Source organism: Streptomyces sp. LS1784 (genome assembly GCF_020103755.1).
Taxonomy (GTDB): domain Bacteria; phylum Actinomycetota; class Actinomycetes; order Streptomycetales; family Streptomycetaceae; genus Kitasatospora.
The window spans coordinates 1-17580 of record NZ_JAHSQD010000124.1 but is presented as its reverse complement, the minus strand read 5'-3'; the positions used below and the strand labels follow the sequence as shown (position 1 = coordinate 17580).

17 protein-coding genes are annotated in these 17580 nt (G+C 73.6%); 7 read left to right on the top strand and 10 right to left on the bottom strand.

Annotated features, from left to right (window positions below; all coding sequences use genetic code 11):
• Window positions 1-73: 73 nt before the first annotated feature.
• Window positions 74-961: an oxaloacetate decarboxylase gene (locus KS423_RS16995; protein ID WP_224280125.1), complete on the bottom strand. Its 888-nt coding sequence runs from the start codon at window positions 959-961 to the stop codon at window positions 74-76.
• Between the two features lie 511 nt (window positions 962-1472).
• Window positions 1473-2351 carry a class I SAM-dependent methyltransferase gene (locus KS423_RS16990; RefSeq protein WP_224280123.1) on the bottom strand — a complete coding sequence of 293 codons (879 nt, stop codon included), beginning with the start codon at window positions 2349-2351 and terminating at the stop codon, window positions 1473-1475.
• A gap of 312 nt (window positions 2352-2663) precedes the next feature.
• On the opposite strand from KS423_RS16990, the gene KS423_RS16985 reads away from it, so the two are divergent.
• Window positions 2664-3191, top strand: coding sequence for a DinB family protein (locus KS423_RS16985; RefSeq protein ID WP_224280121.1), 528 nt, complete (start codon window positions 2664-2666; stop codon window positions 3189-3191).
• Between the two features lie 450 nt (window positions 3192-3641).
• Here KS423_RS16985 and KS423_RS16980 read toward each other — a convergent pair whose 3' ends face one another.
• Window positions 3642-3824, bottom strand: a complete 183-nt coding sequence (locus tag KS423_RS16980; RefSeq protein WP_224280119.1) for an antitoxin — start codon at window positions 3822-3824, stop codon at window positions 3642-3644.
• A gap of 151 nt (window positions 3825-3975) precedes the next feature.
• Between KS423_RS16980 and KS423_RS16975 the strand changes: the two genes are divergently transcribed.
• A complete protein-coding gene (locus tag KS423_RS16975) occupies window positions 3976-5607 on the top strand; it encodes a M28 family metallopeptidase (RefSeq protein WP_224280117.1) in 1632 nt (543 codons plus the stop codon).
• A 267-nt stretch (window positions 5608-5874) separates the two neighbouring features.
• Window positions 5875-7281 (top strand): dihydrolipoyl dehydrogenase, encoded by a 1407-nt coding sequence (lpdA, locus tag KS423_RS16970; protein WP_224280115.1) that lies wholly within the window; start codon window positions 5875-5877, stop codon window positions 7279-7281.
• Window positions 7282-7356: 75 nt separating this feature from the next.
• Here the strand turns inward: lpdA and KS423_RS47390 are convergent, their stop codons facing one another.
• Both KS423_RS47390 and KS423_RS16960 read right to left on the bottom strand, forming a co-directional pair.
• Entirely contained in the window at window positions 7357-8091 is a 735-nt protein-coding gene (locus KS423_RS47390; protein WP_263454930.1) for a sigma 54 modulation/S30EA ribosomal C-terminal domain-containing protein, read from the bottom strand.
• A 178-nt stretch (window positions 8092-8269) separates the two neighbouring features.
• On the bottom strand, window positions 8270-9529 hold the full coding sequence (locus tag KS423_RS16960; RefSeq protein ID WP_224280112.1) for an AI-2E family transporter: 1260 nt from the start codon (window positions 9527-9529) through the stop codon (window positions 8270-8272).
• A 256-nt stretch (window positions 9530-9785) separates the two neighbouring features.
• On the opposite strand from KS423_RS16960, the gene KS423_RS16955 reads away from it, so the two are divergent.
• On the top strand, window positions 9786-10022 hold the full coding sequence (locus KS423_RS16955) for a DUF6296 family protein (RefSeq protein WP_224280110.1): 237 nt from the start codon (window positions 9786-9788) through the stop codon (window positions 10020-10022).
• Between the two features lie 77 nt (window positions 10023-10099).
• Here the strand turns inward: KS423_RS16955 and KS423_RS16950 are convergent, their stop codons facing one another.
• The 3 genes from KS423_RS16950 to KS423_RS16940 form a co-directional block, all read right to left on the bottom strand.
• Window positions 10100-10324, bottom strand: a complete 225-nt coding sequence (locus tag KS423_RS16950) for a hypothetical protein (protein WP_224280108.1) — start codon at window positions 10322-10324, stop codon at window positions 10100-10102.
• 151 nt (window positions 10325-10475) lie between these two features.
• Window positions 10476-10805 (bottom strand): DUF6343 family protein, encoded by a 330-nt coding sequence (locus KS423_RS16945; RefSeq protein ID WP_224280106.1) that lies wholly within the window; start codon window positions 10803-10805, stop codon window positions 10476-10478.
• A gap of 213 nt (window positions 10806-11018) precedes the next feature.
• Complete coding sequence (locus KS423_RS16940) at window positions 11019-11471, bottom strand: hypothetical protein (RefSeq protein ID WP_224280104.1); 453 nt, start codon at window positions 11469-11471, stop codon at window positions 11019-11021.
• Between the two features lie 236 nt (window positions 11472-11707).
• Here KS423_RS16940 and KS423_RS16935 point away from each other — a divergent pair, with 236 nt between their 5' ends.
• Complete coding sequence (locus KS423_RS16935; protein ID WP_224280102.1) at window positions 11708-13699, top strand: LamG-like jellyroll fold domain-containing protein; 1992 nt, start codon at window positions 11708-11710, stop codon at window positions 13697-13699.
• Window positions 13700-13805: 106 nt separating this feature from the next.
• On the opposite strand, the gene KS423_RS16930 is transcribed toward KS423_RS16935, so the two are convergent.
• Window positions 13806-14477, bottom strand: a complete 672-nt coding sequence (locus tag KS423_RS16930; protein WP_224280100.1) for a TetR/AcrR family transcriptional regulator C-terminal domain-containing protein — start codon at window positions 14475-14477, stop codon at window positions 13806-13808.
• A gap of 85 nt (window positions 14478-14562) precedes the next feature.
• On the opposite strand from KS423_RS16930, the gene KS423_RS16925 reads away from it, so the two are divergent.
• The gene (locus KS423_RS16925) at window positions 14563-15966 is read left to right on the top strand and encodes an FAD-dependent monooxygenase (protein ID WP_224280127.1); all 1404 of its coding nucleotides are present in this window, start codon (window positions 14563-14565) and stop codon (window positions 15964-15966) included.
• On the opposite strand, the gene KS423_RS16920 is transcribed toward KS423_RS16925, so the two are convergent.
• A complete protein-coding gene (locus tag KS423_RS16920) occupies window positions 15933-16664 on the bottom strand; it encodes an SRPBCC family protein (protein WP_224280098.1) in 732 nt (243 codons plus the stop codon). The two genes, KS423_RS16925 and KS423_RS16920, sit on opposite strands and share 34 nt — an antisense overlap.
• Before the next feature lie 166 nt (window positions 16665-16830).
• On the opposite strand from KS423_RS16920, the gene KS423_RS16915 reads away from it, so the two are divergent.
• Window positions 16831-17493: a TetR/AcrR family transcriptional regulator gene (locus tag KS423_RS16915; protein ID WP_224280096.1), complete on the top strand. Its 663-nt coding sequence runs from the start codon at window positions 16831-16833 to the stop codon at window positions 17491-17493.
• Window positions 17494-17580: the final 87 nt, after the last annotated feature.

The window sequence follows — 17580 nt, the reverse complement described above, 5'->3', positions numbered from 1 at the left end:
CCGGCCAGCCCCAGCGCGGTGGCCCGCAGGGCGGCGGCCGGCGAGGGCGGGGCGGGCCCGCGCGGCCCGGCACTCATGCCGTCACCGCCATCAGCCCGCGGGAGCGCGAGACGTTCCGCTCCAGCAGCTCGGTGGACTCCCGCACGCCGACCTGCTCCTGCCCCCGGGCCGGGGCGGGCAGCCGCCCGTCGGCTTCCTTCAGGCCGGCCAGCGCCTCGTCCATCGCCCGGTGCGCGGCGAACAGGCACGGCGTGCTGTAGATGGCCACGTCCACACCCAGGTCCGACAGCTCCGAGAGCGACAGCCGGGGCGACTTGCCGCCCGCGATCTGGTTGAACAGCAGCGGCTTGTCGCCGACCACCCGGCGGATCCGGCGGATCCACTCCTCGCTGCGCACGCCGTCCACCAGCACCACGTCGGCGTCGGTGGCGGCGAGCGCCCGGGCCCGGCGCAGGATGTCGTCCTCCTCGGTGGCGTCGGTGCGCGCTACCACCACCAGGTCCGTCCGGTTGGCGAGGACCAGCTCCAGCTTCTCCAGGTACTCCTCCAGCGGCAGCACCAGCTTGCCGTCCGCGTGCCCGCAGCGGCGGGGCCGCTTCTGGTCCTCCAGGATCACGCCCGACGCGCCGATCCGTTCGAGCCTGCGCACGACGTGGCAGGCCACCTCCGGATCGACGTAGCCGTCGTCGATGTCGACCAGCAGGTGGTGCCGGGGGAAGGCGCCACGCAGCCGCTCGACGAAGCCCACCATGTCGGGCCAGGCGATGAAACCGATGTCGGGCAGCCCGTAGTAGGAGGCCGCGAAGCCGAAGCCGGAGACGAACATGCCGTCGTAGTGCTCGGCCGCGATGGAGGCCGAGTACATGTCGTAGACGCCGATCAGCGGCGTCGTCCCCGGGCCCGCGATCTCCGCGCGCAGCCGCTGCCCGGGGTTGTCCGATGCCGTGTTTCCGTGGAACAAGGTCTTCTCCTCACTGGGGATGACTTTGCCTGAACTTGGTGTTCACCAGACCGAACTGAGGTGTCATCACTATGTGCCCTTTAATGTTCTGTGGGCAAATCTTTAAATGAGGTTCACTCATTAGAGTGAAGCGGAGGAGAAAATAAGAAGTCCCAACAATATGGTCACCCGCAATGGACTGACGCCGCGACGGCAGGGGCGGTCGGCACGAGCCCTCCCCGGCGCCGGCCCGGCGTCGACCGGGATCGGCTGCGCGCCCCGGGCTGTGCCGCAGCCGAGGTCCTCCGCCGGGGAGTTGACGGCCGGGCTGGTGGTCACCGGCGTCGGTGCGGGGCCGGAGGAGGTGGGGTGGCGGTGTTCGCGGCCTGGCTGGGGGGTGTCGGCCGGTGGTGTCGCTCGGGGTGTCGATCGCCGCCGCGGCGGCGGGGTGCTCGGCTCGGTGCCGCAGGGGTGTGCGGGGCGAAGGCGGCGCCGGGGCCCGGCCGGTGGGGGGCGGGGCCCCGGCGAGGGGTCAGGCGTTCGGGACCGGGGGAGCGGCGCGGCGTTCGCGCAGCGTCCGGAGCATCCGGCGGGTGGCCTTGGTCGCGACCGGGGGCAGCAGCTCCAGGGCGATCCGGCGTGAGGTGGAGCGCTGGACCGGGGCCTTGACCTGGTAGTTGAGGCGCAGTACCCGGGCGTCGGCGATGGTGTCCTCGTCGACGGTGTACCCCTCGGCCCGCCAGTCGCGCTCCCGCAGGACCGCCCGGGCGGCCGCCGCGTCGCCCCAGGTGCCGTAGAACTTCATCGGGGTGAGCAGGACCGGCCGCAGCCCGCCGGTGAAGACGGCCTCCCAGACCGCGGCGGAGACGCCCGGGGTGTGCTCGGAGCGGTAGTCGTCCAGGGCGACCAGGCCGTTCTCGGCGAGCGCGGCGCGGGCCACGGCGATGTCCCCGGCGACGTGCTCGTAGAGATGGGAGGCGTCGACGTGGACGAACCGGCAGCTGCCCGCCCGGATGCGGCCGTCGGCCAGCACCGAGGTCGGGGCCTGCACTATCTCGGGCAGCGAGCCGTGGAAGGCGAGGTAGTTGGCCTCGAAGGCGCTGCGGGTGAGGGTCTTGCGGTAGGACATGTTCATCTCTGCGGCGTTCTCGGCGTCGCCCGCCTCGGAGTCGAACAGGTCGCAGACCGTCAGCCGCTCGCCCGGCTGCAGGTGGTCGCCGAGCAGGACGGCGCTGCGGCCGAGGTAGCTGCCGAGCTCCAGGATGTCGCCGGTGACGCCGGCCGTGCTCTGGGCGGACAGCAGGTGGCTGAAGGCGGCCCGGTCGAGGCTGAAGAACCAGCCGGGAATGTCGTCCCGCTTCAGCGGCGCGGAGTGGACTGCGGCCTCGACCGCGGTCTCGGAAGTGGGCACGGCGGCCTCCAGGGGGACGGCGGGGCGCGGTGGCGGGTCACGCCGCGGAGGGGACGCCGAGGACGTGAGGCGGATCATCATAGCGATGCCGGGGCCGGGGCGAGCCAGGTGTGGAACGGCCTGAATCCGGCCTTTCGCTCCGGCGTTCGACAGGGGCGTACGCCTTCGTTTTCGCTTCCGATTCGCCCGTGCGGCCTAATGTTCCGAGGGGGCTGGCGGTGGGCGCGGTCGTGCAGCTCGTACTGCTCGCGGTGCTGACACGGCCCCGGAGTTCGAGTGGGGCGAGTGGGAGCGTGTGCCAGAGTGGCAGCCATGGCACTCACCCCGGACGGGCGGCCGATCCCGCCCCCGCACGCAGCTGAACGCGCCATGCTGGAGACCTGGTTGGACTTCCAGCGGGCCACGCTCGCCCGGAAGGTCGACGGGCTCGACGACCGGCAGGTGCGGTTGGCGTCCGTCCCGCCCTCCCCGATGACCCTGCTGGGCCTGGTGCAGCACCTCGCCGAGGTCGAACGCAACTGGTACCAACGGGTGTTCGCCGGTCGACAGGTGCCGCCGGTGCACGGCACGGACAACGCCGACGGCTACCGGCTGGACCCTGCGCGCGGGCTGGCCGAGGCGCTGGTGGACTGGCGGACGGAGATCGACCGGGGCCGGGAACTGACCGCGGACGAACCGCTGGACGCGACCGGCCCGCTCTCCCCGCAGGCCGCGGCGGTGATCGGTGCGGACAGCGTCTCGCTGCGCTGGATCCTGGTGCACCTGATCGAGGAGTACGCCCGCCACAACGGCCACGCCGACCTGCTCCGGGAGTGCGTCGACGGTGTCACCGGCGTGTGACGGTCCGGGCGTCGCTCACGGCCGGATGGCGGACTCCGGCCGCGCGGGCGAGACCTGACCGGCCGCCGGGCCGGTGTGCAGCACGGTCTGCGCAGACCGCCCGCGCCCCCCGGCCGTGGACAGTGTCCACTCGCGTTCGGGAGGGTGCTCCGGGCAGAATCGACCGCGTGGACCAAGGCGGCGAGTCGGCCTGCTGGCTGGACCGGGTGTGCCCGGAGTGCGGACGGCTGCGCGAGGGGCCCGGACCGGCACCCTGCGAGAACTGCGGCGCGGGCGGCGGTGGCCGGGAAGGTGACGACGGCCTGCCCGGGACGGCGGCCCCCCGGATGGCGGACCGCCGGACGGCGGACCCCGGGCGCCGGGAAGCCTGAACCCCGGTCCGGCCGCCGGGCCGGACCGGGGCAGTGGAACCGGCCGGGCGGCGCCGGGTACGGTGCCCCGCGGAACCCGCTACTGCGGGGGCGGCGACTGGTTGCGGAACTGGTTCTTGAGCTGCTCCTCGGTGGCGTCCACCTGACTGCCGTACTTGCCCTGGGTGCGTTCGTCGACGGCGTCGCCCGTCTTGTCGACGGCCTTCTCGGCCTGCTCCTCGTGGCCCTTCAGCAGGCTCTTGAGCTTATCCATCATGGACATCTGGTCACACTCCTGGATGAGACGCCCCCACTACTCCAATATCGCCGCACGTGCGGCGGGCCGCATCCGCGCGGCGTGCGTAAAGGCTTGGCAACGGGATTCCGATCATGTCAAATCATGACCTCACGGCCCGTCGGAAGGAGTTGCCTTGATGCTGCGTACCCGTCGCTCCACCTCCCCGCTCGACCGTTTCACCCCACACGACCGCGCCACCACTCCAGGGCGCCCGCGAACCGCCGTCACCCGGCGTGGCGCGGGCGCCGCCCTGACCGTCGCCGCCCTGGTCACCCCGTTGCTGCTGGCCGGCGCGGGCACCGCCTCGGCCGACCCGGACCCGGCGCGCAAGGGCGCCAAGCTGGCCTCCCGGCTGGTCGAGGCGAGCAGCGCCCGGGACGCCCGGGCCACCCTGGCCGCGCTCCAGCTGATCGCGGACCGCAACGGCGGTACCCGGGTGGCCGGTTCGACGGGGCACGACCAGTCCGCGCAGTACGTCTACGAGCAGGCGCGGCGGGCCGGACTCAAGGTGTCCAAGCAGGAATTCGTGTACACCTTCTTCGAGGCCCGCTCGGAGCGCCTCGACGTGGTCTCCCCGAAGGCCGAGTCGGTGCCGGTGATCGCCATGACGTACTCGGCGAGCGGCCCGGAGGCGGGCCTGACCGCGGACCTGGCGGTCGCACCTGTCGGCGCCACCACCGGCTGCACGCCCGCCGACTACCCGGCGGGCGCCTTCACCGGCAAGATCGCCCTGATCCGGCGCGGCGGGTGCCCCTTCGCCGAGAAGCAGGCCGCCGCGGCGGCCGTGGGCGCGGTCGGGGCGATCATCTACAACAACACCGAGGGCAACCTCAACGGGACGCTCGGCGAGCCGACGGCCGGGAGGATCCCGACCGGCGGGATCACCGAGGCCGCGGGCGAGGCCCTGGCCGCCGAGGCCGCCGCCGGGCCCGTCCGGGTGGCCCTGGACATCCGCACCTTCATGGAGCCGCGCAAGACGTGGAACGTCATCGCCGAGACCCGCGGCGGTGACCCGGCCCACACCGTGATGGTCGGCGCGCACCTCGACTCCGTCCCCGAGGGGCCGGGCATCAACGACAACGGCTCGGGCTCGGCCGGCATCCTGGAGGTTGCGAAGAACCTCAGCGTGCACCCGGTGAAGAACAAGGTCAGGTTCGCCTGGTGGTCGGCCGAGGAATTCGGCCTCAAGGGTGCCGAGGCGTACGTGAACTCCCTCTCCGACGCGGAGCGGAAGAAGATCGGCCTCTACCTCAACTTCGACATGATCGCATCCCCCAACTACGCGCAGTTCGTCTACAACGGCTCCGGCAGCGCCGGCGGCGGCGCGGGCCCCGAGGGCTCGGCGCAGCTGGAGCGGGACATCAACGGCTACCTGGACGGCCGGGGCCTGCCGCACGACCCGACCGCCTTCAACGGCCGCTCCGACTACGGTCCGTTCATCGACGCGGGCATCCCGGCGGGCGGCACCGACACCGGTGCCGAGAAGGTCAAGTCCCCGGAGCAGGCGGCCCGTTACGGCGGCACGGCCGGCGTCGCGTACGACGCGTGCTACCACAAGGCCTGCGACAACCTGGGCAACATCGACATGGGCGCCTTCGACGTCAACATCGACGTGATCGCGAACGCCGTCGGCACCTACGCCTGGGACCTGTCCTCGCTGCACGAGCCCGTCCCGGCCCAGCGCCCGGCCGCGAAGGCGGTGCCCGCGGCCGGCGCGACGGGTACCAGTGGCACGGGCGGCGACCGCTCCCACGGGGTGACGGCCTGAGGCCCGGGTGGGCCCGCCGCCGCTCCCGGTCGGCGGGCCCACCCGACCACCGTGCGCGACTGCTCCGCCCAGGTCCTCCCCCTGTCATCGCCCCTGGTGGCTGCGGGTGCGGTCACCGTGGCGGAAGACCACTGACAAATCCGGCCCCGGGCCGGTACGGTGCCGCGCGGAGCGCATCCGCCGAGACCCGGTGGGTGCGCCGGGCCCGGTCCTGACACCATGGGACCGAGATCACGACACCGTGACACCCTCGGAGGAGTCAGCAACATGAGCACGCACTACGACGTCGTCGTCCTCGGCGCGGGCCCCGGCGGCTACACCGCTGCCGTCCGCTCGGCCCAGCTGGGTCTGAAGGTCGCGGTCATCGAGGCCAAGTACTGGGGCGGCGTCTGCCTCAACGTCGGCTGCATCCCCTCCAAGGCCCTGCTGCGCAACGCCGAGCTCGCCCACATCTTCACCAAGGAGGCCAAGACCTTCGGCATCAAGGTCGAGGGCCAGGTGACCTTCGACTTCGGCGAGGCCTTCCGGCGCAGCCGGTCGGTGGCCGACGGCCGGGTCAAGGGCGTCCACTACCTGATGAAGAAGAACGGCATCACCGAGTACGACGGCTGGGGCACCTTCGTCGACGACCACACCCTCCAGGTCGCGCTGAGCGGCGGCGGCTTCGAGGTCGTCACCTTCGGCCACTGCATCATCGCCGCCGGTGCCACCACCCGGCTGCTGCCCGGCACCAGCCTGAGCGACCGCGTGGTCACCTACGAGGAGCAGATCCTCACCGAGCAGCTGCCGGAGAGCATCATCATCGCGGGCGCCGGCGCGATCGGTGTCGAGTTCGCCTACGTGCTGCACAACTACGGCGTGAAGGTCACCATCGTCGAGTTCCTGGACCGCGTGGTGCCGCTGGAGGATGTCGAGGTATCCACCGAACTCGCCAAGCAGTACCGCAAGCTGGGCATCGAGGTGCTGACCTCCACCCGGGTCGAGTCGATCGACGACAGCGACCCGAACGCCAAGGTCCGGGTCACCGTCACCAAGGACGGGCAGCAGCAGGTGCTGGAGGCCGACAAGGTGCTCCAGGCGATCGGCTTCGCGCCGCGGGTCAACGGCTACGGCCTGGAGAACACCGGGGTCAAGCTCACCGACCGCAACGCCATCGCGGTGGACGGCCGCGGCCGCACCAGCGTCGAGCACATCTTCGCGATCGGCGACGTGACCGCCAAGCTGATGCTCGCGCACGCTGCCGAGACGATGGCCGTGATCGCCGCCGAGACCATCGGCGGGGCGGAGACCATGGAGGTCGACTTCGTCATGATCCCGCGCGCCACCTACTGCCAGCCGCAGATCGCCTCCTTCGGCTACACCGAGGCACAGGCCCGCGAGCTCGGCCACGACGTCAAGGTCGCCAAGTTCCCGTTCACCGCCAACGGCAAGGCGCACGGCCTCGGCCACCCGATCGGTTTCGTCAAGGTCATCAGCGACAACACGCACGGTGAGCTGCTCGGCGCCCACCTGATCGGCCCCGAGGTCACCGAGCTGCTGCCGGAGCTGACGCTGGCCCAGCAGTGGGACCTGACCGTCCACGAGGTCGCCCGCAACGTGCACGCCCACCCGACCCTGGGCGAGGCGGTCAAGGAGGCCATCCACGGCCTCGCCGGGCACATGATCAACATGTGACGCACCGGCCCCGAGCGCGCCGTGCCCCGCCGAGCGACCGCTCGGCGGGTTCCGGCGAGGGGTCCCGGCGGGCCGTCAGTCGTGCCCGGCGATCAGGCCGAGCCGGCCGTCGAAGCGGCGGTAGAGCACCCGGCCGCGGCCGCCGGCCGGGTGCGCGAAGAACAGGAACGGCAGCTCCGCGCCCGCCAGCCGGTCGACGGCCTGTGCCTCCGTCAGCCGGGGCGCGCCGTACGGGCTGAGGGTGATCGGCGAGGTCCGCCGGCCGGCCGGGCCGGCGGGGACGGTACGGGCGAGGCGGTAGCCGGTCGGCCCGACCCGGTAGACCACGGCGTCGGTCCCGGTCGCCGGATCGGCGAACAGGTGGATGTCGTAGTCCATCGCGTCCATGGTCCGGGCGGCGGCCTCCGGTGAACACCACACCAGCGAGGGCTCCTTGTGCCGGACCACCCGCAGCTCGCGGTCGGCCTCGCTGCCCGGCCCGGTGGGGGCCGCCGCGGGGTGGCCCGGCCAGGGGCGCGGCGCCCAGGCCCCAGTGACGGCCCTGATCCTGGCGTGCAGCGCGTCGCTCACCCGGTCGAGCGAGTCACCCAGCCCGGCCGCGGCCTCCTGGACGCGGATCCGCCGGCCGTCCACCTCGGCGTTCACCTGCGCGAGCACGCCCCCGGCCACGGTCGCGAGCCGGACCCTCAGCCCCTCGACCAGGATCCCCACCCCCGGAGCCGCCGCCGCGGCGGCCACCCGGGCCCGCGCCTCGGCCAGGACCTCGCCGGTCAGTCCCTCGAACGCCCTCACCGTGACCAACTCGCCCATCCCCAGGCCCTTCCACTCCCAGCCGGCGCATACCGGCGACCAGGATCCCGGCCCCCCGGCCGCGCGGCCAGGGCCCAACGGCCCCACCGCGGGGGCCGGGCGGACCAACGGCGGTCTCGCCAGGGCTCTGCTGCCGTCACTCTCGGCCGGTCCGCTGCTGGTCGGTGCCACCACGGGCTCACCCGCGGTGCCGGCCGCCTCCGCCCCGGTCCGGGCGCCGGCCTTCGTCCTTTCGGCGACCGGACCGATCGCCCACCGCAGGGGGGTCCGTCCCCGAGCGGCCGGGCGTGCCACCGGTGCGCAGCTCGCTGAGCACCGCCCAGGCCACCGACACCGCCGGCACCGCCACCACCGCGCCCAGGGCCCCCGCCAGCACCGCGCCGCCGGCCACGGACAGGGCGATGACCACCGGGTGGATGCGGACGGACCAGCTGAGCACCAGCGGATGCAGCAGGTGGCCCTCGATCTGGCCGATGACCACGATCAGCGCGAGCACCAGCAGCGCGATCACCGGGCCGCGGGCGGCGAGAGCGACCATGGCGGCGATCGCCAGGGCGATCGGGGAACCGACCAGCGGGACGAGGGTCGCCACGAACTCCAGCACCATCAGAGGCATGACCAGTGGCACCTGCAGGATCGCCAGCGCGATGCCCACCAGCACGGCGTTGGACGCCGCCACGATCAGCACGCCGCGGGTGTAGCCCGCGAAGGTCTGCCAGGCGACGCGGCCGGCGCGGTCCCAGGCGGAGCGGCTGCGGACCGGCAGCTGCTGCTGCGCCCAGGACCACATCCGGTCGCCGGAGTGCAGGAAGAACACCGAGCAGAACACCGCGAGCGCCAGCCCGGTGACCAGCTCGACGACCCGGCCGGCGCCGCTGAGTGCGGTGCTGAGCAGGGCGGAGCGGTGGGCCGAGATGAACTCGCCGATCTTGGCCCGCAGATCGGTGAGGGTGCCGGGCCGTAGGTGAAAGGGGGCGCCGGTGAGCCAGCGGTCGATCCGGGCGAGGCCGCCGCGCAGCTCGCTGCCCAGCCGGCTCCAGTCGTCGGCGACGGTCGAGCCGGCCAGCGCCAGCACCCCGCCGACGAGCACGAAGGTGCAGAGGAAGGCGAGCAGGACGGCGAGCGGGCGCGGCGTCGCCCGGGCCAGCAGGTCGACCGGCGGGCGCAGTACGGACGTGATGACCAGGGCCACGAACAGCGCGATGACCGGCAGTACGAGCCGGGCGAGGACGTCGACGACCAGATAGGCGGCGAGCCCGAGCAGCACCAGCCGCCAGGTGTACCCGGCCGCCGTCCGCAGTCCGGAGGAGACGTGCTCCCCGGACGGGGCCCGGCCCGGGCCCGGTGCCCCCGCCGGGGTCCGGCGTGCCGACACCCGGGGGCGGCGGCTGCCCAGCGGAACGGGCCGTCGGTCCGGTCCGGCGCCGTTCACTCCCACGGGCGGCCTCCTCGGGCTCGGAGGGGTGTCCTCACGTCTCGATGACCCGGGCCGTGACGGTTCGCCCTGTGGCGCCGCCGGATCCGGTCGCCCGGGCACCGAGATTTTCGGCTCCTCGGTGTGTAGGAGCGCCGGGCCGGGGCAAACGCGCAGTGACACCGGTCTTCCTCCCGGAAGGACATCGGTCCTCCGTGTACAAGCGGTCGGCCGGGGGAGGAGAATCGATGGCGCAGGGTGGGGAGAGAAGGAGGCCGAGATGAGAAGCCTCACCCGCCGTTACGCGGTGACGCTCCCCGGCCCGATCGGCGGGCACGCCCCACCGTCCGTGGTCGTCGTGCACGAGACGCAGACCGTGGGGCCCGATGGCGGCCTGGTCTGGGAGAGCTCGGACGGTGGCCTGCGGGTGGAGATCGCCGGCGGGGTGGCCACCGTCCTGGCGGCTCCCGGAACATGCAGTCGGCACCCGTGCCTGACGGCGGTGCCGCTGCCATGACCACGCGGGCATGGCGCATGCCGGAGCGAAGGCGGTGAAGGAGAGAAGGCGACGAGGGCGGACGTCGCGACGGACGGTCACTGCGCGCTGGCGGCCAAGGCCTCGCGCACGGTGACCAGGCAGGGGTCGCAGTACCGGTCCGGTCCGGCCGCACCGGTACCGTCCGCCGCCGGGACGACGCGCTGGGAGGGTTCCAGGAACCGCCCGCACAGTGAGGACGTCGCGTCGTCCTTCGCCACCACGTGCCACACCACGGCGGGCGGGGACACCGCCGGGTCGTGCTCGGCCCACATCTCGTACACGGCGCTACCTCCGGATCGTTGGGGGCTCGGTGCCTCCATGCAAACCCGGGGTCTGCCGAACAGCCACCGGGCCAGACCCGGTGGGATGGTTGTCGCTCGGTGACAGGTCGAGCACGAGGCCGCCCCGGCGTCGCCCGGGGCGGGCGCCCGCTCAGTCCCGCCGGTCGGTGCCCGGCCGCCCCGGAGCCCTGATTCCCGAGGCGGTGGTCCCCGGGCCGTCGGCCCGGTCGCGGCCCTGGCCGGCGGCCAGGCGGCGTCGGATCACCATCAGGTCGAGCCCGGCGACGCCGGCGAACCCGGCGCACAGGGCGGCGAAGAAGGCGTAGGTCCCCTGGTTGGGCGCGGGGCCCGGGCCGGCCATCGCGGCCAGTACGGCGAAGGCCACCGTCCCGACGACGAACAGGACCAGGAAGACCCGGGACAGCAGCCGTCTCAGCTCCAGGTCCGAACGGGCGGTCACCGGCTCGGTGCCCCGTCGCACCGTGTCCTGGGGCCGGAGCTGTGGTGTCGTCCGGCCGGGGCCCTGCGGGGTGCCCGGGAAGTCGTGGCGCTCGCCGCCTCGGCGACGGGCCCTGCTCCCGTGCTGCGTTCCCGGTTTGCGTGGTTCGGCCATGACGGCCCCCGAACGGAGTCAGTCGGCGGTTTCCGCCGGCGCGCCTACCCGGGTCCGGCGCCGGTACACGCCCGCGGGCGCTCAGCCGTGCTGTTCGAGCCGCAGCCGTACTGCCAGCAGGGGCCCTTGTTCCTCGCGGCCCTCCTCGTGCGTCCGGCAGAACCCGGCGAGGGCGCTCAGCACCCGCTCGACGTCCCCGGGGCCGCCCAGCAGGTCCGCGGCGAGTGGGCCGGCCAGGGCCGCCGGTGGCCCCGGCCGGCCCGCCGCGTGGGCGTCGAAGGCCTGGGAGAGGCGCACCGACGGGCTCGGTGCGGGGCTGGCGGTGGCACCCTCGGGCTCGGGCACGGCCACCACCCGGACGCCCTCCGAGGTCACGGTGGCGGGATCCTCCCAGACGTTGCCGATCCGGGTCCGGCCGCGCCCGGTGTGGGTCGGGAAGGCGGCCTCCAGCGCGTCGAGCACCGCTTCCGCCGACTCCTGCGGGCCCGCGCCGAGCCGCACCAGCACGTGCCCGGCCGCCAGGGGCAGACCCATCGCGGCCACCTCCTCGGCATCGGCGACGCACCCGCTGACCGGCGTCCTCCCCTTCCGTTCTACGACCGGTCCGCGCGGGGACGCACCCCGGGCCCACCGGCCGGCAGGGTCCCACACCGCCCGGATGCCGATGTCCGTCGGATTCGGCCGCTGTTCAGCGGGGCGTGGCCCGGCCGATGATCTCCGACCAATCCCGGTACCTACCGTCAGGGCACACACCACTACCGGGAGCGAACATGCACGACATCCAGGCGACCGAGCGCGAGTGCGGCTGCCCGCGGACCGCGGACCTCGACGGGGAGGGGCCGGCCGCGGCCAGTCGGCGCCGGTTCCTGCGCGGGGCCGGTCTGCTGGGCGCCGGGGTCGGCACTGCCGGGCTCGGTCTGCTCGGTCCGGTGCCCGCGCAGGCGGCCGGGCCCGAGGCGGCGGGTGGGGCCGGCCCGGCCGCGAAGAAGGCGAAGAAGGGCAAGGGGAACGGGCGTTGGCAGCCCGACCCGGACGCCCGGCAGTTCACCGTCGTGGTCATGCCGGACACCCAGTACCTGTTCGACCAGGACCGGATCCACCCGGCGCCGCTGGAGGCCTCGGTCCGCTACGTGCTGGACGGCGGGGTCAACCGGGAGGACGGGACGGACGACAACATCGTCTTCCTGGCCCACCTCGGCGACGTCACCGAGAACGGACTGGCCGTCGAGTACGCCGCCGTCGGCAAGGTGTTCGGCCTGCTGGACGACGCGGGCGCGGCCTACGGGGTGCTCGCCGGCAACCACGACGTCCGCTCCTCGACCGACGACCAGCGCGGCAGCACCCCGTATCTGGAGACCTTCGGCAAGGCCAGGGCCGCCCGCACCGCCGGGTACCGCAGCTCCAGCCCGGACGGCTACAACACCTGCCACGTGTTCCGGGCGGCGGGCCGCGACTGGATGGTGCTCTCGCTGGACTGGCGGCTCTCCGAGGCCGGCTTCGCCTGGGCGAACGCGGTGATCGCCGCCGACCCCGGGCTCCCGGTGATCCTGACCACCCACGACCTGGCGCACGCCGACGACAGCGGCCGCGCCGAGCTGTCCGACTACGGGAAGCAGCTCTGGGAGCGGCTGATCAGCGGCAACGACCAGATCTTCCTGACCGTCAACGGGCACTACTGGCCGCCCGGGCGCACCGTGCTGAAGAACAGGGCCGGCCACGACGTGCACGTCCACATCACCAACTACCAGGACCGCTACTACGGTGGCGCGGCGATGGTCCGGGCATACCGCTTCGACCTCGACCGCAACACCGTCGACGTGTCGACCTTCTCGCCGTGGATCCAGCAGATCGCGGCCGAGGAGCGCAACGTGCTGGCGGCCCAGGAGGCCGAACTGACCTCGGACGTCGACCGCTTCTCGCTCGCGATCGACTTCGACCGCCGCTTCGCCGGCTTCGCGCCCGTCCCGCAGCGCCCGGCGCGCCGGGGGAGCGACCTGCTGGTGCGCGACACGGTGGTCTACTGGCGGTTCGACAACGGCGGCGGGGACGGTACGTCCGTCTCCCCGCAGCAGGTCGTCAAGGACCTGAGCGGGCAGGGCAACGACCTGCTCTGGCAGAGCGCCCCCGGCACGCCCGACGGCGCGCTCAGCTGGTCCACCGAGCACCACCCGGACCAGCCGGGGCACGGCAGCCTGCTGTTCAAGGGCACCCGCTCGCCGGTCCGCGGCGGCTACCTCCAGACCGTGCCCACCGCGCCCGTGAACCGGGAGACCTTCGAGCGCGGGTTCACCGTCGAGGCCTTCTTCAAGCTGCCCGCCGACTGGGACTCCGCGCAGAGCCGCTGGTCCGCCCTGCTCAGCCGGTGGGGGATGAGTGCCGAGGCGGGCAGGAGCGGGCCCGGTACGGACGCGGAGGAGCCGATCGTGACGCTCAGCGTCTCCGACGGGCCGGCCCTCCAGTGGTGCGTCTACCCGCTCAACCAGACCGGGGCGTCCACCTGTTGGGGCCACCAGCTGCCGCTGGACCGGTGGTGGCACGTCGCGGTGGTCAACGACGGGAAGCTCAGCCGGATGTACGTCGAGGGCTGCGAGGTGGTGCGCAACCCGGCGACGCCCGCGGTCGGGCTGGCCACGCTGGGGCGGCCGTGGATGCTGGGCGGCTATGCGTACGCGGGGGTGCTGGACAAGGTCTTCCACGGGTACATCGGGGACGTTCGGATCGTGAAGCGGGCGCTGCGGGTGGGTGAGTTCATGACTGCCTGACCGCCCCCTCCGAAGCACGGACACCGTCGGGCCCCGGTGCGGGCCCGGCGGTGTCGTCGTCCGGAACGGCGAGCCGGCGCCGGGCGTGACGGCCGCGCCGGAGCCGTCAGCCGCGCAAGGTGGCCTCGACCCCGGCGAGCACCGCCGCCAGGCCCTGTTCGAAGCCCTCGTCGAAGTCCCGGAACATCACCCGGCCCGACTCGGCGGCCAGCGGGTGGGCGGCCAGGCGCTCGGCGCGGGCCTCCACGTCGTAGCCCCCGGTGCCGTCGAAGGGGTTGGGACCCATGGCCTGCTCCTCGATGACGTAACCGATGGTGTAGCTGTACGCGGTCAGCCAGGCCCGGGCGGCGGCCGCCGGGGTGAAACCGGACTCGACCAGCAGGCGCAGCGAGGCGTCCAGACCGGCCGCGTAGCCGGTGTCGGTGAACCGGGTGCCGCTGTAGACCTTCGCGCCGTCGCGGTAGCGCAGCAGCTCGGCGCGCAGGGTGCGCATGGTCCTCAGGTAGGTCTCCCGCCAGTCGTCCGGGGCCGGGTCGCCGTCGGCCCCGGCGGCCGTGCCCGCCGCCCGGGCCGTCATGCGGCGCATCATCTCGGTCGCCATCTCGTCCAGCAGAGCCTGCTTGTCCTTGAAGTGCCAGTACAGCGCGGGTGCCTTGACGTCGAGCCGGGCGGCGATGGCGCGCAGCGTCAGGCCGTCGAGGCCGGCCTCGTTCAGCAGGTCCAGCGCGGCGTCGACGACCTGGCCGCGGTCGAGTTTGGGGGTTCTCTGCGGGGTCACGGTTGACAGTTTAACGCCGTTAAGTACATGCTGTCGGCACGAGCTACTTAACAACGTTAAGGAGGTTGCCGTGGCTCCTCGCGGCATGCACACGGACGTCCTGATCATCGGCGCCGGGCCCACCGGACTCGCCCTCGCGCTGGACCTCGCCCGGCACGGCGCCGCCGCGCTGGTGGTCGAGCGCGGCGCGGAACTCTTCCCCGGCTCGCGCGGCAAGGGCCTCCAGCCGCGCACGCTGGAGGTGTTCCACGACTTCGGCGTGCTCGACCGGGTCCGTGCGGTGGCGGGGCACTATCCGCCCAACCTGATCTGGCGGGACGGCGAACCGCAGGGCGAGCACCGGATGTACGACCCGGCCGAGCCCTCCGAGGCCGAGCCCTACACCGAGGTGCTGATGCTGCCCCAGTGGCGCACCCAGCAGGTGCTGTACGGGCGGCTGCGCGAGCTGGGCGGCGAGGTCGCGTTCGGGCGGGAGCTGGTCGGCCTGACGCAGGACGAGGAGGGCGTGACCGCCGAGTTCGCCACCGGCGGCCCGGTCCGGGCGCGCTACGTCGTCGCGGCGGACGGCGGGCGTTCGACGGTGCGGCGCCTGCTCGGCATCGGGATGACCGGGGAGACCGTCGACCCGGACCCGATGCTGGTTGCGGACGTCCGGGTCGACGGACTGGACCGCGAGCACTGGCACGTGTTCCGGTCCGAGGAGGGACTGCTGGCGATCTGCCCGCTCGGCGGCACCGAGGACTTCCAGCTGGTGGCCCAGTTCCGGCAGGGGGCGGCCGTCGACCTCACCGTCGAGGGGCTGCGCAGGGTGGTCGCGGCCCGCTCCCACCTGGCCGCCGAGCAGGTCACCGAACTGTGCTGGATCTCCGAGTTCCGCCCGCGCGCGGCGCTCGCGGACCGCTTCCGCGCCGGCCGGGTGTTCCTCGCGGGCGACGCCGCGCACGTCCACTCGCCGGCCGGTGGGCAGGGTCTGAACACCAGCGTCCAGGACGCCTACAACCTGGGCTGGAAGCTGGCCGCGGTGCTGGCCGGGCGGGCGGACGAGGCGCTGCTCGACAGCTACGAGGAGGAGCGGCGGGCCAACGCGGCGGCGATGCTGGAGCTGTCCACCCGCGTCCACCGCGGCGAGGAGCGCCGCGGCCGGGCGACCCGGCAACTCGGCCTCGGCTACCGGGAGTCCACGCTCTCGGTGGAGACCCGCCCGGGCCTCCCGGCGGACGCCCTGCGGGCCGGTGACCGCGCCCCGGACGGCCGCCGGGGCGGCACCCGGCTGTTCGACGCCTTCCGCGGCCCGCACTGGACGCTGCTCACCGTCGGCACGGACGCCGCGCTGCCCGCCGTCACCACTCCGGTGGTCCGCATCCCGGCGTACGAGGTGTACGGCACCGGGGTGTTCCTGGTCCGGCCGGACGGCTACCTCGGCTGGGCCGGTGCGACGGCCGACGGCCTCGCGGCCTATGCGGGCCGGCAGGGGCTGCTCGCCCCCTGATCGGCGTCCGACCGGTGTCGGCCACCAGGGCGGCCGGTCGCGGGGCCGCCGGTCGGTCCGGCGGGGCGGTCCTCCTGTGCGCGGGTCTCGGCGGTGGTCTTCAGGTCGTGCAGCCAGCCTTCGAGACCCTGGCGGAGGACGGCGGTGGCGGCCGGGACGTTCGCGTCGACCTGGGGGCCGGTGTGGGTCTCCTCGGTGCGCACCAGGACGCCGCCGGGCACCTCGGTGAAGTTCCACACGTGGACGCCGTCGATCCGCAGCCCGGTCGCGACCGCCGGGCCGGTCCAGCGGACGCAGGAGCCGGGCCGCAGCTGCCGGACGGTGGAGGTGATCTCCAGGCTGGCGTCGGCGGACGCGGGGTTCGGGGGCAGCGGGGTGGTCCAGCGGAACGCCGAACCCGGGTGCAGCGGGCCGCTGTCTAGGCGCTCGGCGCTCTGCACCGGGGCCTGCCAGTCGGGCCAGCGCTCCACGTCGCTCTGGAGCCGCCAGACGGTGCGCAGCGGTGCGTGGATCACGGTCTCGGTCCGGTAGCGGACGCGGGCGTCGGGGTCGACGCCCGCCCCGTGGCAGGTGAGCGAGGAGCCGGGGCGGTGGGCGGTGGCGGCCCCGGCGGGCGCCGCGGCGGCGCCGAGCAGGCCGAGGGTGAGCGGGACGGTCAGGAGGGCGGTGCGGATGCCGGTGCTGCGGGTGGCGGACATGGAACTCCCCATTCACTGGTCGGCCGTCGGGACGGCGCCGCGAGCTAGATGCTCACGCCTTCGTGAGAAGTTGTAACTCCGCAGGAGCTGAGAGGTCAACAGGTTTCGTGATAGCTTCTAACGGAAGCGTGAATATGTAGTCGGGTGACTCGGAGAGCGGCAGGCCATGGCGAGGACGGATGCGGGCACCCCGCGCGAGCGCTACCGGTCCCAGGTGCGCGAGGAGATCAAGGCGCACGCCTGGGAGCAGATCGCCACGGCCGGCGCCTCGGCGCTCTCCGTCAACGCGATCGCCAAGCGGATGGGCATGAGCGGCCCCGCGCTCTACCGCTACTTCGCCGGCCGCGACGAGCTGATCACCGCACTCGTCCGGGACGCGTACCGCAGCCTCGCCGACACCCTCGGCGCGGCCGCCGCCGAGGGCGCCGACCTGCCCGGGCTCGCCCACGCCCTGCGCGGCTGGGCCCTGGCCGACCCCCAGAGGTACTTCCTGGCCTACGGCACCCCCGTGCCCGGCTACCACGCGCCCGAGGACACCACGGCCGTCGCCGACGAGGTCATGCGGACGCTGGTCGACGCCTGCGCGGCGCTCGCTCCGGCCGGACCGGACGCCGGGGAGGCGCCGTTCGCCACCCACCTGGTGGGCCACCGGGACTGGGCCGGCGAGCAGCCGGCCCCGCCCGAGGTGCTCCACCGCTTCCTGGTCTTCTGGACCCGCCTGCACGGCGTGCTGTCACTGGAGCTCGCCGGGCACTTCACCGGCATGGGCTTCCGGCCCGAGCTGCTCTTCGAAGCCGAGCTGGACAGCCTGCTCGCGCCGCGGTTCTGACCGGCGCCGCGGTGCCGGCCCGGCCGCTCACCGGCACCGGGCGGCGGCCTCAGCCCTGCCCGGGGTGCGGCTGCGGGAGCGGCGCCG